Below are 13962 nucleotides of genomic sequence, written 5' to 3'. Positions count from 1 at the left end.
TTCGTTTTTTTAATCGAACTAAACCTTTAAATAGGTTTATAACAATAATAATGACATATATTATCAAATATTCAATACATATAATATAAGTGATAATGAGAATTTGTGAATTATAGTTTAAAATATTGGGATTTGTTTAAAAAAATCACACCAAAACGAAACAAAGTGTGTTAATATTCTAAAAAACAACTTTAAGAATATTTCATAAAATATTGTTAAAACAAGAATACCTCTAATAAAAAGGGGTAAAAATTTAAATAATCGCAAAATTTAACCAAATACCCCTATTTTTTTAGGGGGGTAATTCTTTTTTAAATAGTTTAGCCCCGTCTTAAGGAAATAAATTAAACATTAATAACCAAAATTTAAACAATTATGAAAAAATTAATTACACTTTCAATGCTTCTTGTAGCTACAGCTTTATTTGCTCAGGAAGATGAAAAACCAGCATTATCTATTTCTGGTAGTGTTGATGCCTATTATCAAACTTACTTAACAGCTTCAGATAATGATACTCCTACTTTTGGGACTGCTTTTGCAGGTCAGTCAGGTTTTGCTTTAGGTATGGCAAATGTAATACTTAGCTACGAAGGTGCTAAAGCAGGTGCTGTTATAGATTTAGTAACTGGACCAAGAGGAGCAGGTGCTACTTTTAATAGCGATATTGTTGATGGTATAGTAAATCAAGCTTACGTATACTGGAATGTATCAGAAAGTACTACACTTACATTTGGTAGATGGAATACTTTTTTAGGATATGAAGTTATCGCTCCAGCAGCTAATTTTAACTATAGTACATCTTATTTATTCTCAAGCGGTCCTTTTTCGCATATGGGTTTAAAAGCTGATTTTGCTTTATCTGATGATTTTAGCTTAATGTTAGCAATTACTAATCCATGGGATACTAATGATATTTCAACTACTGGAGAATATGCTTTAGGTGCTCAGTTAGGGTATAAAGGTCAGTTCTTAAATTTATACTACGATAGTGGTAATAGTGGTGGGTTAGGTTTTGAAATCGACTATACTGGTGGTTTCGATGTATCTGATTCTTTTTTCTTAGGTATCAATGCTGCTTATAACGATAATGATGGATCAGGTTTCTACGGTGCTGCACTATATCCTCAAATCGCTACATCTGATAGTTTCTCTATCGGGTTAAGAGGTGAGTTGTTTGGATTACATGGAGAAGGTGACGATTTACCTTCAGTATTTGCTACTACTTTAACAGGGAGCTATACTGTAGACAACTTAATCATTAAGCCAGAAATTAGATTGGATGCTTTAACTAATCAAGATGATGGTCAGTTTTACGGAAATTTTGTAGATAGTGATGGTGTAGGGACTGATAGTTTAGCTGCATTCACTTTAGCTGCAATCTACTCTTTCTAATTTTAGAAAATTAAATAAATAAAAATAAAGAATAAAGCGAATTCTTTATCATAAAGAATTCGCTTTATTCATTTTAATTACTAACCATTAAAAATAAATAATTATGTCGTTATTAAACATGCCCCTTATAATGCAAGATACCGCCGCAATTGAAGGCGATATGGGAATGTTATGGATGCTTATTTCTGGTATTCTAGTATTCTTAATGCAAGCAGGATTCACCTTAGTAGAATCTGGTATGACACGTTCTAAAAACGTGGTAAATATTGCTATGAAAAACCTTTTGGATATAGCAGTAGGTTCTTTAGTATTCTGGTTTATAGGATACTCTTTAATGTACGGAGCGTCTGATAGTGGATGGATAGGATGGAGTGGTTTTATGTTTAATCAAGGGCCAGCCGATTTATTCTTTCAAACTGTATTTTGTGCTACTGCTGCTACTATTGTTTCTGGAGCTATCGCTGGTAGAACAAAATATTCAACTTACATCATTTTTTCAGTAATATTAACTGCTTTTATCTACCCAATAGCTGGTGGATGGGAATGGAATGGTGGATGGTTAAACGATACTGATGGTATTATGCCAGCTGAGTTTATCGATTTTGCAGGATCTTCTGTGGTTCACGCTGTAGGTGGTTGGGCTGCTTTAATTGCTGCGGCATTAGTAGGTCCAAGACTTGGTAAGTATGTTGATGGTAAAGCAGTGAGTATCCCTGGTCATAACAAATTATTAGCAACTTTAGGTGTGTTTATTCTTTGGTTTGGATGGTTTGGTTTTAACGGTGGTTCTCAATTAGCTTGGGGTGGCGACGATGCTGTTGGTGCTTCTATGGTAGTGCTTGTAACTAATTTAGCTGCTTCTGCAGGTGCTTTAGGTGCGTTATTCTTATCTTGGATTAAATACAAGAAACCAAATTTAGATATGACACTTAATGGTGCTTTAGCTGGTTTGGTAAGTATTACTGCTGGTTGTGGTAACATGACAGAAGGTGGTGCTATTATAGCAGGTTTTATTGGAGGTATTATAGTAGTATTTGCAATGGAATTTGTGGAGCAAAAACTTAAAATTGATGACGCTGTAGGTGCATTTTCTGTACACGGTGTAGCTGGTGCTTGGGGTACTTTAGTTATTGGCCTTTGGGGAGTTGATGGTGATGCTGGTATTGGTTTATTTAATGGTGGTGGAGCTGATCAGTTCTTGGCACAATTAATAGGTACACTTGCTTATGCAATATGGGCAGTTGTTACATCTTTAATCTTCTTAACTATTCTTAAGAAAACATTAGGACTAAGAGTTAGCGAAAAAGTAGAGATTGAAGGATTAGACCTTTCTGAGCACGGTGCTTTAGCTTACCCAGGAAAGAGACAAAGAGAAATGGAAGACTAATTATTTTCAATAATAATTAGTGTTTATAAACAAATAGAGAATTTTTTATTACAAAGTTCTATATTAGTTAGTTTAGTGAAAAAGGATGCTTTTGATATAAAAAAAGCATCCTTTTTCTATTTTTATTAATAAAATAATAATAGTTCTTCATTATTAGAGTAATATTCTCAGTCACCTGAATATTTTTCTATTTTTGAAATCTTACTAATTAAATTAAAGGCACATTATGAAGAAAATTGAAGCAATTATTAGAAAATCTAAATTTGGCGCCGTAAAAGAAGCGTTACATCAAGTAGATGTGAATTTCTTCTCTTATTGGGATGTAACCGGTTTAGGTAACGAAAAAGAAGCGCACGTTTACAGAGGTGTAAGTTATAGCACAAGTGATATACAACGCAGATACCTATCTATAGTAGTAAATGATGATTTTGAGGAGGTAACTATTAATGCGCTTTTAAAATCTGCAGAAACTGGTGAAGTTGGAGATGGTAAAATTTTCGTATCAGACATTACAGAAGTTTATAGAATAAGAACTGGAGAAAAAGGAGGAGCTACTTTAAAGAAAGTATCTAAATAAAAATATTAAAAAACTTTTATAATTATGGAACAAGGATTATTTACAGCAAATAACGTATGGATGATGATCTGTACAGCATTAGTGTTTTTCATGCATACAGGATTTGCTTTTTTAGAAATAGGATTAACAAGACAAAAAAATACAATTAATATATTATTTAAAAACATATTTATAATTACAGTAGGTTTACTATTGTATTATATAGCAGGATTTAACCTAATGTATCCAGGCTTTGAAGAAGGATCAGCAGGGTTTATTGATTTTGCAGGTTTTGGTATAGCACCACCAGACGACGGTATGACACCAGGTTACGCAGATGGCGGCTACACATGGTGGACAGATTTCTTATTCCAAGGTATGTTTGCGGCAACCGCAGCAACAATTGTTTCTGGAGCAGTTGCAGAGCGTATGAAGATAGGGCCATTTATGATGTTTACTGTATTTTACGTAGGTTTAGTATACCCTATAGCTGGCTCATGGAAATGGGGTGGCGGATTTTTAGACCAAATGGGATTCTATGATTTTGCTGGTTCTACTTTAGTACACTCAGTAGGTGGTTGGGCAGCTCTAGTAGCTGTTTGGTTACTTGGTGCACGTATTGGCAAGTTTAAAGACGGAAAACCTCAAGCAATACCAGGCCACAGCATACCATTAGCAACAGCCGGTGTATTAATACTTTGGTTAGGTTGGTTTGGGTTTAATGGTGGTTCTGTATTATCTGCAGATCCAGAATTAACATCTTTAACTTTAGTAACAACATGTTTAGCTGCTGCTGCAGGTGGTGTAGTTGCTGCTTTTGTGTCTTTTTTAAAGTATAAAAATTTAGACTTAACTATGTTTTTAAATGGTATTTTAGGAGGCCTTGTAGGTATTACTGCTGGGGCTGATGTAATGACGCCAGAAAGTGCCATTATCATTGGTGCTATTGCTGGTGCGTTAATCGTTTTTGCTGTCGCTTTTATAGATGCTATAAAGTTAGACGATCCTGTTGGGGCTATTGCTGTACATTTAGCATGTGGTATTTGGGGTACTTTAGCTGTTGGTATTTTTTCAACAAACGAAGAGCATACATTTTTAATACAATTAACAGGTGTGGCATGTTATGCTGCTTTTTGTTTAGTAACATCATTCTTAATTATTTTTACACTTAAGAAAACCGTAGGTATTAGAGTATCAGAACGTGAAGAATTAGAAGGTCTTGATGCGCACGAACATGGTATGGATGCTTATGCAGATTTTAGATTGAATGAGCATTAATTAAAATATACAAAATACTAGAAAAGAGATGTCTTTAATATAAGGCATCTTTTTTTTGTTTAATGGCGTTACCCAAAAGGGTCGGGCTTTCACTAGTCGCTCTCTGCGAGGAGCTCCAACATACCGTTCAATCCCTAACGCAAGTGTTTGCTAGGGTCGTTTAATTATTCAATGTTTTTAGTTTTTTTATTAGCTTGTTTAATGCTTTAGCATATAAAAAAGTAAGTAACGCGGTTTTACCTTTACTGCAACTAAAATAAAACACATAAAAAAGCCTTCATTTTTTAATGAAGGCTTTTTTTAAAGGTATATTGAAAATAATTATGCCGAATTTCTACTCGCATTAATATTACCAAAAAGAGATCGTGTTACTATTTTTTCATAGATTACTTTCTCAGGATTATCTTTAGCTACACCTTGTTTTTCAAGCTCTTGAATTTTCTTTAGTGCATATTGCTGAATAGTCAATAATGGTAATACTATAGATTCTCTAACCTGAATAGACGCTTTACCAGCAGGCTCATTTTCCATCAATTCATCGTAGCCAGTAATTTTAAGCAGCAAACGCTTTGTTTCAAGATATTCGTTGTAAATAATCTCCCAAAACTGCCCAAACTCATCATCTTTAGACATGTATTTTGTTAAATCAAAAAATGACTTGGTTAAAGACATCATACTGTTTTCTAAAAGCGTTTTAAAGAATTTAGAATTGTTGTACAGCTGTTGTACTTTTTCCCATTCACCTCTATCTTCATATAGTTTTAAAGCAGTACCAACGCCATAAAAACCGGGTACATTCTGCTTTAATTGACTCCATGAGCCTACAAAAGGTATAGCTCTTAAATCAGAAAATACAAGCTTATCAGATTTACCACGTTTAGATGGTCTACTACCAATATTGGTTTTAGCATAATACTTTAATGTACTCATGCGTTCTAAATACGGAATAAACATTGGGTGACTTTTAAAGTCCTTATAGGTTTGGTAACTCGTCTCTGCAAGATCATCCATTACAGCCCTATCATCATCGGCTAGTTTGTTCTTTTCGCCATCAATTCTATTTTTAATACCAGAACTAATTAATTGTTCTAAGTTGTATTGTGAGGAATCTGAAGTTCCAAAGTTAGAACTTACCGTTTGGCCTTGTATGGTTATTTGTACTTCTTTATCCTCAATAGTTGGACCTAAGGATGAGTAAAAATTATGTGTTTTTCCGCCACCACGTGCTGGTGGACCACCACGTCCATCAAAAAATATTGCAGTAATATCATATTTTCTAGACATCTCTGTTAGTAATTCTTTAGCCTTATAAATTCCCCAGTTGGCCATTAAATATCCACCATCTTTTGTGCCGTCAGAAAAACCAAGCATTATGTGTTGCTTGTTGCCTCTAGCTCTTAAATGCGCTATATATTCTGGGTTTTTATAAAGTTGCTCCATTACACCAGGGGCATTTTCTAAATCTGGTATAGTTTCAAATAAAGGCGCAACATCAACCGTTAATTCATCTTTAAAACCAACTATTTTTAACATAGCAAACAGTTGCATTACATTAAGTGCTGTTTGGTTGTTACTAATAATGTATCGGTTTGCTCCACGCTCACCATTACTTTCTTGAATCCCTTTTATAATTGCAATGGTTTTCAATGTGTTTCTAACCATTTCGTCTTCAAAAATATCTAAATCTTCAACAGTATCATCAGCTTTAGATAATATTTCTATTTGTTCAGCTTCAGATAAATCATGATAATTTTTAGGAAATGATGTACTACCTTTTTCAATTAAATGGTCTATTACCGTTGTAAACACAGAATGATGAATTCTACTATCTTGTCTTATATCTAAAGTTGCAAATCTGTATCCAAACAAATGTACTCTGTTAATTAGATTGTTTATTTCATTAACGTAAAGTGATTGATGATCTTCAACAACAATATTTCTAATCTCAAAAAGTTCTTGTATAAAATCCTCTAAGCGTATTGCGTTTTTAGATTTTAAATCTATACTATAATCATACATTATAGTTTCTAACTTAATAACTCTTTCTTCAACTCCTCTAAATGTAAGTTTCTTTCTTAAATCTCTTAAGTCTTCGTAATATTTTTTAAGTATAGAACGCTTAAGTTTATTAGCAACCTTTAATGTGGTTTTAGGTTTTACAAAAGGGTTGCCATCTCTATCGCCACCAGGCCAAAAACCTATGTTTATAATGTCGTTATGCTTTTTACCATCAGCATATATGTTATTTTGGATGTAGCTATATATGTCTCCAAACGTTTTATAAAATACGTTCTCTAAATACCACATTAAGCTTTTTGCTTCTTGGTAAGGTGTTGGTTTTTTATGTTTAAAAAAAGGTGTTTTACCTAATTGCCCAAATAAATTATTGATTTCAGATAGGTCATTCTCCTTTATGGCCTTAGTTAAAGAGGTGATAATACCTAAAACAGAACCTGGGTAAAATTGTGTTGGGTGTGCTGTTAGTACAATACGAACTTTAAATTCTTCTAAATAAGCTTTTAAATCCTCAATGTTTCCCTCAGAGATAGCAGAACCTTTAAGGTTTCTTAAAGTACCCACACCCTCCATATTATTTACCGTAGGAAAAGCGGCGTCTTCAATGGCATCAAACAAAACCACTTGTCTTTCTATATATTGGATAAACCTGAATAATAGATTGATTTGACTCTCTTTATTGCGACGTCCCTGATACTTTTCAAAAAAAGTTTCTACAATAGTCGTTGGATTGTCTCCGTTTTTAAATCCTTTTTCACAGGTTTCATGAAATAGAGGCAATAATACCCCTGTTTTTGTAACTGCATCAAAGGGTAGTGTCATAAATATACTGTTGTATATATTGTATTTTGACAATACAGTTTGGTTAAATCTCGTTAACTTTGGTTCTACAGACATAATTCGGCTTTAGTAAAATGAGCAGTAAAAATACTAAAGCTTAAGCGAAACAACCTTGCGTATTTAAAGATTTATTGATTTTTTTTGTTTCTAGAATTCTTATTGTGAATAATTAAAAAACTTTAGCTTAATATCAATTTATTTTAATTCTATAAAATTAAATTTTAGCTAAGGCTTATGTATTAAAATCTTTTTTTGGTTTTGTAGTTATTATGATTTATGTCATGTTCTTCATTAGTATTTAACAATACATTAGCCAATTAAAAATCTAACTTGTATGCATAGAACACATTCATTTCATATTCCAGTAATGGGTATTGGCTTTACAGCTGATACACCAATTAAAGTTGCTCATTTTGGGATAGACTCCGTAATTTCTTTAGTTGATGACATTTTATTAGAAAAGTTAAGAAAAATGTATAGCAAAAAATTTAGAGTGCCTTATAAAGAGATTACAGATAAAATAGATGATTTTAGAGCAAAACGAATTACTGCATATTTAAATTTAATACGTACTTGTGTTGAACAAAAATTTGAGCATATAAAATCGATACCTTGGGAAAAAAATAAGGAGTTATTGGATTATATTAACATGCTTCCTAATACCTCTAAGCTTAAGATTGAATTTAATAATCACACAGTTAATGATAAGCAATTTTCTAACATAAAGCAAAAGATTTTAGATACGCTAACTTTAGGGCATATCGATGTTAACATAATGACTAAAGTAGATAAAGAGAATTATAAGGAGAATAAAAAATTACCTGCAGAATATAACGATGCGCATGCTGCTTTAAGAGGGTTTGCTAATAGTAAATTAAATGCATCTGTTGTACTTTCTGCGGGGCTTAATCCAAGACTGTTTTCTTATATGGCCAAGTTTAATGATTTTTTTCCAGATGCAAATGGCGACTTCAAAAAACAAATAATTCTTAAAGTTAGTGATTATAGATCGGCTTTAATTCAAGGTAAGTTTTTGGCTAAAAAAGGATTGTGGGTGTCAGAGTATAGAATTGAGTCTGGACTTAATTGTGGAGGACACGCCTTTGCTACCGAAGGTTATTTACTTGGGCCTGTTTTAGCAGAATTTAAAGAAAAACGAAATGATTTACAGCAGCTAACACAAAAACTATTATTTCAGGAACTTGAATTACAAAATAAAACATTACCAAATACTTCTTTGTCTTTTAAAATAACTGCCCAAGGAGGTATTGGAACAAGGGAAGAGCATAATTTTTTATTAGAACATTATAAGCTTGATTCTATAGGTTGGGGTAGTCCTTTTTTGTTGGTGCCAGAAGCCACAACTGTTGATGATAAAACATTAGCACAATTGGTAAAAGCGAAAGAAGAAGATTTATATTTAAGTGATATTTCTCCATTAGGCGTGCCTTTTAATAATCTTAAAAACAATACAAAAGACAAAGAAAAACAAGAGTTTATTGATAAGGGCAGACCAGGGAGTTCGTGCCCAAAAAAGTTTGTTGCATTAAATAAAGAATTTAAAGAAAAAGGGATCTGTACTGCATCTAGAGAATACCAGTATTTAAAAATAAAAGAGTTGGATGGCTTAGGATTATCCGAGAAACACTATAAGAATGCGTTTGAAAAAATTATTGAAAAATCGTGTACATGTGTAGGCTTAGGTACATCGGCATTATTAGCATATAACCTAGATACTAAGGTTGAGGGCAAAGGTGTATCAATATGCCCAGGCCCAAATATGGCATATTACTCAAGCGTTATGAGTTTGAAAAATATTACCGATCATATTTACGGAAGAACAAACATCATAACAAGAAAAGATCGTCCTAATGTTTTTATTAAAGAGTTACAGATATATGTTGATTATTTGAAAAATAAAATTACTGAAACCAAAATACCCATGCATAAAAAAGATGAAAAGTATTTGATGAATTTTACATTAAATATGAAGTCTGGTATTTTATACTACAAATCATTATTTAATGATAGAAAAGGGTTTTTTGATGAGCTAAAATCAAATATCTTTAAAGAGTTAGTAAAGTATGACGATGTTTTAGATCATATATACAGAGATATAAAAAAGGCAAAAATTGCCATTTAATTAAGCTGCTGATATTTTTTGTGCTTTTATTATTTATAGCCTATAAAGTATTTACTTATTAAAAAGATTGATTTTTTTGTAAAAAGATAAAAAGTATTCAATTTCAATAATTTTTTTAGTGTAATTCTAATTCCTTCTTTATTATATTAAGATATTTGTGCTTTAGAGTAAAGATTAGTGTCTCACAATCTGTATTACTAGTAAACGTTATTTTAATTAAAAATGGACTTAGTAAAAGAAATAAACCGCCTTAAAAAAGAAAAGAATGCTGTAATTTTAGCGCATTATTATCAAATTGGAGAAATACAAGATGTTGCAGATTATGTTGGTGACAGTTTAGGGTTGTCTCAAAAAGCTGCGGAAACCGATGCAGATATGATTGTATTTGCGGGTGTGCATTTTATGGCTGAAACTGCTAAAATTTTAAGTCCTACCAAAAAAGTAGTATTGCCAGATGTAAATGCAGGTTGCTCTTTGGCAGATTCTTGTCCGCCAGAAGCTTTTGAGAAATTTACTAAAGCGCATCCAAATCACGTGGTAATAACTTACGTTAATTGTTCTGCCGAAATTAAGGCATTAAGCGATATTGTATGTACATCGTCAAACGCACTAAAAATAGTAGAATCCATTCCGAAGGAAACTCCTATTATTTTTGCGCCAGATAAAAATTTAGGTAAATATATTATTAGTGAAACAGGTCGAGATATGTTGCTTTGGGATGGAAGCTGTATAGTACACGAAGCCTTCTCTATGGACAAGTTAATTGAGCTCCATAAAAAACATCCGGATTATAAAATTATTGCGCATCCTGAATCTGAAACACATATATTAGATACTGCCACCTATATTGGTTCTACATCTGGTATGATAAATTATGTAAAAGAACACCAAGACCAAAAGTTTATTGTGGCTACAGAAGCTGGTATTTTACACAAAATGCAACAAGAAATGCCTAATACAGCATTAGTGCCAGCGCCCGCTAAGGATGATAATACTTGTGCTTGTAGTGAGTGTCATTTTATGAAAATGAATACCATGCAAAAATTGTACGATTGTATGTTGAATGAATCTCCAGAAATTCATGTAGATCCTGCAATTATAGATCGTGCTTTATTACCTATTGCAAGAATGTTAGAGCTTTCAAAATAAATTATGATTATTACTAATTATTTGGTGATTGGTTCTGGAATAGCAGGATTAACTTTTGCCGTTAAAATAGCCGAAGCATTTCCAGATAGAAAAATAGTTATTGTTACTAAGGATAGTGAAGACGAATCGAACACGAAATATGCACAAGGTGGTGTAGCCATAGTTTTAGATAAAGATCAAGATTCTTTTCAAAAACATATAAAAGATACCCTAACAGCTGGTGATGGACTTTGTGATGAGGCTGTGGTAAAAATGGTTGTTGAAGAAGGCCCTAAACGCTTAAAAGAATTACTGTTTTGGGGCGCAAATTTTGATACAAATGCAGATGGAGAATTTAGCTTAGGAAAAGAAGGTGGACATTCAGAATATAGAATTATACATCATAAAGATATTACAGGCTACGAGATAGAACGTGCGCTTTTGGCTCGCGTAAGCCAATTACAAAATATAGAAATATTACCCTATCATTTTGCTATTGATCTAATTACAAACCATCATATAGATGATGCTAAAGCAGTACCAGAAACATGTTATGGTGCATATGTGCTAAATCAAAAAACGGGACATATAATTACGGTTAAAGCAGATAGTATTTTACTAGCTACAGGAGGTATAGGGCGTGTATACGGTCACACTACAAATCCAATAATAGCCACAGGAGATGGTATAGCCATGGCATACCGAGCAAAAGCTAGGGTAGAAGATATGGAGTTTGTACAGTTTCATCCAACGGCTTTGTACGATGTAGAAGGTGGTTCGTCTTTTTTAATTTCTGAAGCAGTAAGAGGCTTTGGAGCACATTTGAGAACTAAGAAAGGCCACCGCTTTATGCCAGATTATGATGCGCGTGCAGAATTAGCGTCGCGAGATATTGTATCGCAAAGTATTGATAATGAACTAAAAAAATCTGGTGAAACCAATGTGTATTTAGATTGCACACATTTAGATATGGATGCGTTTATGGCGCATTTTCCCAATATTTATAATGAATGTTTAAAACGCCATATTGATATAAAAATAGATTGGATTCCTGTGGTACCAGCATCACATTATTTGTGCGGAGGTATAAAGGTGGATAAAACAGGTAAGGCAACTATTAAAAATCTCTTTGCTTGCGGAGAATGTACAAAAACAGGTTTGCACGGGGCAAATCGTTTGGCGTCTAATTCCTTATTAGAAGCCTTGGTGTACGCACATAACATATATAAACACCATGTTGGGCTAGAGTTAACCCCTGTAAATATTAAAATACCAAGATGGAACGATAAGGGTACAGTGATAACTAAAGAACATGTTTTAATTCAACATAATTTAAAAGAGTTACAAGCTTTAATGAGAGATTACGTTGGTATCGTTAGAAATAACAGACGCCTGAAACAAGCTGTAAAACGTTTAGATATTATTTATAATGAAGTTGAAGATTTATATCGGGAGTCAAAACTTACAACAACGCTTTGCGAATTAAGAAACATGGTAAATGTAGCGCATTTAATAATCCATCAATCTATAGCACGAAAAGAAAATAGAGGAGGTTTTTTTAATAGTGATAATCATTAAAGCAGCTAATAGGTAAGCCTTTTGTATTATAAAGACATAAAAAAAAGGTGCTTCCCTCAAAGCACCTTTTTAATTTTTGGGCAAAAAAAGGTTTATTTACTAAGCATTAGCAGTTCATTACATACAACCTCTGTTACATAACGTTTTTCTCCGCTTGCTGTTTCGTAACTTCTATTAGTTAATTTACCTTCAACGGCTATTTCTTTACCTTTTGTAATGTAGCTTTCAACCACTTTTACAAGGCCACCACGAACTACCACATTGTGCCAGTAAGCGCGTTCTACTTTATTGCCATTTTTGTCTTTGTAGCTATCATCGGTAGCAAGCGAAAATTTCGCCATTTTGTTACCATCGGTAAAGCTAATAATTTCAGGATCTTGTCCTAATCTACCAATCAACTGTACTTTGTTTCTAAGTGCGTTCATAATTTTAAATTTTAATGTTTAACAGTTAATACTATCGAGTTCTTATGTTTCGACACTGCAAAGATGTAACGACTTCAAAACTTTATTCGGTACTTACGCGTTTAATTTCGTTTGTAAATGTTTGTAGTCGTTTGTACTTGGATAAATATTTGTATATTGCCCTATGGATACTGCAACAGAAGAACTTCAGGTGGTTTTTAATCAACTAGAAAATAATACACTAGTTTTTAAAAATCTTTTAAAAGATGTTTCACAACATGACTATTTATGGCGACCTGAATCTATAAAATGGTGTTTACTGGAAATTGTTTGTCACCTTTTAGATGAAGAACTTAATGATTTTAGAGCTAGGGTAAAACATGCTTTAGAAACTCCTCAAAAACCCTTAGTACCTATAGCGCCAGAAGTATGGGTAAAGGAACGACATTATATGTCTAAAGATTATAACGAAATTCTTAAAACATTTTTAATTGAACGTGGTAGTTCTATACAATGGTTAAAACAGCAAGTTAATATGGATTGGAGTAATGTGGTTTTGCATCCCGAATTAGGAAATTTATCAGCTGAATTGTTTTTAAGAAATTGGTTGGCTCATGATTTTTTACATATTAGGCAGATACTTCAATATAAATTTCAACTTTTAAAACAGTCTTCAAAAATAGATTTAGAGTATGCGGGTAATTGGTAATAACTATGATATGTTATCTAGAAATAGAACGCTTAATTTTAAGAGTATTAGGATTGAGATGAAAAGAAAATTTAAGTTAGGTTTTTGGTTGTAAAGTGCTTAAATATTTAGTTGACTTTAAACCGGTATAAAAATTAAATCACATAACTATGGAAAAGCAATGTTTAGAATGTGGAGAGAAAATTATAGGCAGAATTGATAAAAAGTTTTGTAGTGATGGTTGTAGAAACTCGTATAATAACCGCATTAATAAAGATAGTAAAAACTTAATACGTAACACCAATAACAGGTTGCGTAAAAACCATAGAATATTAGAGCGATTAAATCCTGATGGTAAAGTAACACGCTCTAAAGGCACTCTTATAGAAGCTGGTTTCGATTTTAATTACTTTACTAGTATTTACACTACCAAGGCTGGAAAGGTATATTATTTTGTGTACGATCAAGGGTATTTACCTTTAGATGGCGACTACTACGCGTTAGTAAAGCGAAAACGCTAGCTGTGTAACAAAAACATAAAAATTCACTCTT

The 13962-nt window shown here is 32.7% G+C and carries 11 protein-coding genes; 9 read left to right on the top strand and 2 right to left on the bottom strand.

Translation table 11 applies throughout. The annotated features are described in order from the left end of the window. The first annotated feature begins 375 nt into the window (after positions 1–375). From ACKGJY_RS05405 to ACKGJY_RS05390, 4 genes are all read left to right on the top strand, one after another. Positions 376–1392, top strand: coding sequence for an outer membrane beta-barrel protein (locus ACKGJY_RS05405; protein WP_413972836.1), 1017 nt, complete (start codon positions 376–378; stop codon positions 1390–1392). Between the two features lie 103 nt (positions 1393–1495). Beyond that, positions 1496–2779, top strand: coding sequence for an ammonium transporter (locus ACKGJY_RS05400; protein ID WP_413972835.1), 1284 nt, complete (start codon positions 1496–1498; stop codon positions 2777–2779). A gap of 226 nt (positions 2780–3005) precedes the next feature. After that, positions 3006–3356: a P-II family nitrogen regulator gene (locus tag ACKGJY_RS05395; RefSeq protein WP_413972834.1), complete on the top strand. Its 351-nt coding sequence runs from the start codon at positions 3006–3008 to the stop codon at positions 3354–3356. A gap of 24 nt (positions 3357–3380) precedes the next feature. Beyond that, positions 3381–4613: an ammonium transporter gene (locus tag ACKGJY_RS05390; RefSeq protein WP_413972833.1), complete on the top strand. Its 1233-nt coding sequence runs from the start codon at positions 3381–3383 to the stop codon at positions 4611–4613. A gap of 321 nt (positions 4614–4934) precedes the next feature. Here the strand turns inward: ACKGJY_RS05390 and ACKGJY_RS05385 are convergent, their stop codons facing one another. Further along, positions 4935–7526, bottom strand: a complete 2592-nt coding sequence (locus ACKGJY_RS05385) for a phosphoenolpyruvate carboxylase (RefSeq protein ID WP_413972832.1) — start codon at positions 7524–7526, stop codon at positions 4935–4937. Positions 7527–7803: 277 nt separating this feature from the next. Here ACKGJY_RS05385 and ACKGJY_RS05380 point away from each other — a divergent pair, with 277 nt between their 5' ends. The 3 genes from ACKGJY_RS05380 to nadB all read left to right on the top strand — a co-directional run bounded on the left by ACKGJY_RS05380 (position 7804) and on the right by nadB (position 12318). Then, positions 7804–9612 (top strand): hypothetical protein, encoded by a 1809-nt coding sequence (locus ACKGJY_RS05380; RefSeq protein WP_413972831.1) that lies wholly within the window; start codon positions 7804–7806, stop codon positions 9610–9612. A 222-nt stretch (positions 9613–9834) separates the two neighbouring features. Continuing rightward, on the top strand, positions 9835–10761 hold the full coding sequence (nadA, locus tag ACKGJY_RS05375) for a quinolinate synthase NadA (RefSeq protein WP_413972830.1): 927 nt from the start codon (positions 9835–9837) through the stop codon (positions 10759–10761). Positions 10762–10764: 3 nt separating this feature from the next. Then, entirely contained in the window at positions 10765–12318 is a 1554-nt protein-coding gene (gene nadB / locus ACKGJY_RS05370; RefSeq protein WP_413972829.1) for an L-aspartate oxidase, read from the top strand. Positions 12319–12410: 92 nt separating this feature from the next. Here nadB and ACKGJY_RS05365 read toward each other — a convergent pair whose 3' ends face one another. Beyond that, positions 12411–12743, bottom strand: coding sequence for a single-stranded DNA-binding protein (locus ACKGJY_RS05365; RefSeq protein WP_413972828.1), 333 nt, complete (start codon positions 12741–12743; stop codon positions 12411–12413). Positions 12744–12906: 163 nt separating this feature from the next. On the opposite strand from ACKGJY_RS05365, the gene ACKGJY_RS05360 reads away from it, so the two are divergent. Next, positions 12907–13431 carry a DinB family protein gene (locus ACKGJY_RS05360; protein WP_413972827.1) on the top strand — a complete coding sequence of 175 codons (525 nt, stop codon included), beginning with the start codon at positions 12907–12909 and terminating at the stop codon, positions 13429–13431. Between the two features lie 149 nt (positions 13432–13580). Then, complete coding sequence (locus ACKGJY_RS05355; RefSeq protein WP_413972826.1) at positions 13581–13931, top strand: hypothetical protein; 351 nt, start codon at positions 13581–13583, stop codon at positions 13929–13931. Positions 13932–13962: the final 31 nt, after the last annotated feature.

Origin of the sequence: Hyunsoonleella sp. 2307UL5-6, from assembly GCF_047345485.1 — a bacterium.
GTDB lineage: Bacteria > Bacteroidota > Bacteroidia > Flavobacteriales > Flavobacteriaceae > Jejuia.
This window is presented reverse-complemented; position numbering and strand designations above follow the sequence as displayed.

Bases quoted from the DNA above. Each gene is read 5' to 3' on its own strand.
- ACKGJY_RS05355 (WP_413972826.1), top strand. From the start codon at position 13,581: ATGGAAAAGCAATGTTTAGAATGTGGAGAGAAAATTATAGGCAGAATT.
- ACKGJY_RS05390 (WP_413972833.1), top strand. From the start codon at position 3,381: ATGGAACAAGGATTATTTACAGCAAATAACGTATGGATGATGATCTGT.
- ACKGJY_RS05365 (WP_413972828.1), bottom strand. From the start codon at position 12,743: ATGAACGCACTTAGAAACAAAGTACAGTTGATTGGTAGATTAGGACAA.
- ACKGJY_RS05380 (WP_413972831.1), top strand. From the start codon at position 7,804: ATGCATAGAACACATTCATTTCATATTCCAGTAATGGGTATTGGCTTT.
- ACKGJY_RS05400 (WP_413972835.1), top strand. From the start codon at position 1,496: ATGTCGTTATTAAACATGCCCCTTATAATGCAAGATACCGCCGCAATT.
- ACKGJY_RS05405 (WP_413972836.1), top strand. From the start codon at position 376: ATGAAAAAATTAATTACACTTTCAATGCTTCTTGTAGCTACAGCTTTA.
- ACKGJY_RS05360 (WP_413972827.1), top strand. From the start codon at position 12,907: ATGGATACTGCAACAGAAGAACTTCAGGTGGTTTTTAATCAACTAGAA.
- nadA (WP_413972830.1), top strand. From the start codon at position 9,835: ATGGACTTAGTAAAAGAAATAAACCGCCTTAAAAAAGAAAAGAATGCT.
- nadB (WP_413972829.1), top strand. From the start codon at position 10,765: ATGATTATTACTAATTATTTGGTGATTGGTTCTGGAATAGCAGGATTA.
- ACKGJY_RS05385 (WP_413972832.1), bottom strand. From the start codon at position 7,526: ATGTCTGTAGAACCAAAGTTAACGAGATTTAACCAAACTGTATTGTCA.
- ACKGJY_RS05395 (WP_413972834.1), top strand. From the start codon at position 3,006: ATGAAGAAAATTGAAGCAATTATTAGAAAATCTAAATTTGGCGCCGTA.